This window comes from Pararcticibacter amylolyticus (assembly GCF_003130405.1).
Taxonomy (GTDB): domain Bacteria; phylum Bacteroidota; class Bacteroidia; order Sphingobacteriales; family Sphingobacteriaceae; genus Arcticibacter; species Arcticibacter amylolyticus.
Map to the genome: position 1 here is coordinate 1 of NZ_QEAS01000001.1, position 2269 is coordinate 2269.

The following is a 2269-nucleotide window of genomic DNA, read 5'->3' on the forward strand; positions in this document are numbered from 1 at the left end:
AAGAGCAGCAAAAGAGCAACAAGGACAATGCCGCAAGAAATGCCCTATGATTGAAGAGCTTTTCCAATGCGCTCAATCTGCTCTCTTTTGGCTGACTTTATGGACGGACACTAATTAGATCGTTATATACAACAGCTCTCAGCGTTAGTAACTCTCCTAATATTTGAGCCATCTGAGGATTTTGATCTACATTTCCATATTTTCTGATACCCTTAATAGCCATGTTGGCTCTTTCAATCGCCTCATAAAACTTTGCCCATGCATTATTGTCCGTATTCATCTGGGTATTTCCGGGAGTGGCCGTGTAATTTGACAGTTGAGCCTTAGGATCGGAACTGGATCTTAGAGTATTGAATATTTCAGTATCAGTATTAATACCGTAGTACACCAGGAATCTTCCCCGGTACGAATTAGTTTCACCGAAGGATTGAAGAATTCCGGCAATAGCTCCTTCAGCAAGAGCAGGTGTTGAAAAAATTACCGATTCATCTAGTGACGATTGAGTTGGTGCTTCCAACATATCTTTGCAGCCGCTCATAAAAAGAATACTGCATGTGGTTATAATTATATAAACAATCTTTTTCATCTCTTTAGTAGCTTAAAAATTAACATTCAGACCAAAAATGTACGATCTGCTTTTAGGATACGCAGAATAGTCAACACCGGGGGTCAAAGGTGTCTTACGCCTGGTTGAAACCTCAGGATCAAAACCAGAATAGTTTGTCCATAACCACAAGTTATATCCGGAAGCATATACTCTCAGACTTTTCATCTTCAACTTTGAGGCAATCGAACGAGGTAAGGTATATCCCAAAGTGAGGGTACCTAGCCTAAGAAATGATCCGTCTTCTATTGCCCAGTCAGTTAAAACAAACTTGTTCATAAATGGAGACCACATAGTTGTACCTGCATTCATAGCTTCAAGCTCCGCCAGGTCATTGCTTATGGTTCCATCTTCACGCAAATTAGTCCAGCGTTTACCACTCTCCATAGCTGAAATAAGGTTCCTTGAATTAAACTTACTGGTCGAAGTATATTCTATCTTATTCGCGTTATATACATCATTTCCATAGCTCCAGTTGAAGTAAGCACCTAAATCAAAACTAAATATTCTTGATGTTAAACTAAAGCCGCCGGTATGTTTTGGATTTACGTTTCCAATAACACCGATATCGGCGTCAGTGATATTACTATTTCCATTGTCTGAAACATCCTTCAACTTCAGAGATCCGGGACGAACTGTACCGATGACACCGGAGGCATTGGCGATCCCGTCTTTTAAAACCCAGCGGCCATTAGTATATGAGGAAAAGTCAGAAACTTCGTATCTGCCCTCGCTCTTATAACCATAGATGCGTCCAACCGCCCGGCCCTCTTTTACATAAAAATCAGCAGGGATATCTGAAGACGCCCAGCCAGAAGTTCCTGCAACAAAATCAAGTCCTCCAAGCGAAAGAACTTCATTCTCGTTAAATGCAATATTCGCATTAACGGTCAGATCAAAATTCTTTTTCCTTACGGCGCTCCAGTTTAAAGAGAACTCCACCCCTCTGTTCCTTGTTTCACCCAAATTACGATATTGGGTATCATAACCAGTACCCGCAACAAAATACTCCAAAAGTAAATCCTTTGTGTTATTTTGATAAAGTTCAGCAGTTCCATTTAATCTTGTTTTGAACAAGGAAAAATCAAGCCCGATATTCTTAGTAACAGTCGTCTCCCACTTCAAATCAGGATTTGCCATCGTTTTGGAAGCCGCCCAATAGCTATTAAAGCCATTCACCCACACTGTGGAATTACTCACAAAGGATTGAACCATTTGTCCCGGCGGAATTCTATTATTACCGGCTTCTCCATAACTGGCTCTTAGCTTTAAGTCGGATAACCAGGACTTAGTCTCACTTAGAAACTCCTCATCAGAGATTCTCCATGCTCCTGAAACGGAGGGAAAGAATCCCCATCTGTTTGCCTTTGAAAATTTAGAAGAGGCATCTGCTCTAAACGTTGAAGCAAACAAATATTTGCCTTTATAGTCATAATTAACTCTTCCGAATAAAGAAAAAAGCTTATCGTCGGGAGAATAGAAATTCTGTGTCAGGGTTTCTTTACTCTGTGTAGTGAGCTTTCTCGCACGGTCAAAACCAAATGTTTCCGGAAACCCATGCACACTATTGGTAAGTACGACTTCCTTGGTTCTGATATACTCCTCTCCGAGTAACAGTGTCAAATTGTGATTTCTGTTTAAAAACTTTTTAAAGTCATAGTTCAG

The 2269-nt window shown here is 40.4% G+C and carries 2 protein-coding genes; both read right to left on the reverse strand.

Going from position 1 to position 2269, the window contains the following annotated elements; genetic code table 11:
• Positions 1-97: 97 nt before the first annotated feature.
• Positions 98-586: a RagB/SusD family nutrient uptake outer membrane protein gene (locus DDR33_RS00005; protein WP_109413718.1), complete on the reverse strand. Its 489-nt coding sequence runs from the start codon at positions 584-586 to the stop codon at positions 98-100.
• 12 nt (positions 587-598) lie between these two features.
• Positions 599-2269: SusC/RagA family TonB-linked outer membrane protein (locus DDR33_RS26540; RefSeq protein ID WP_238387599.1), on the reverse strand; the 1671-nt coding region annotated here is incomplete at its 5' end.

Excerpts from the sequence above, each read along its gene's own strand:
- DDR33_RS00005 (WP_109413718.1), bottom strand. The coding sequence starts at position 586 with ATGAAAAAGATTGTTTATATAATTATAACCACATGCAGTATTCTTTTT.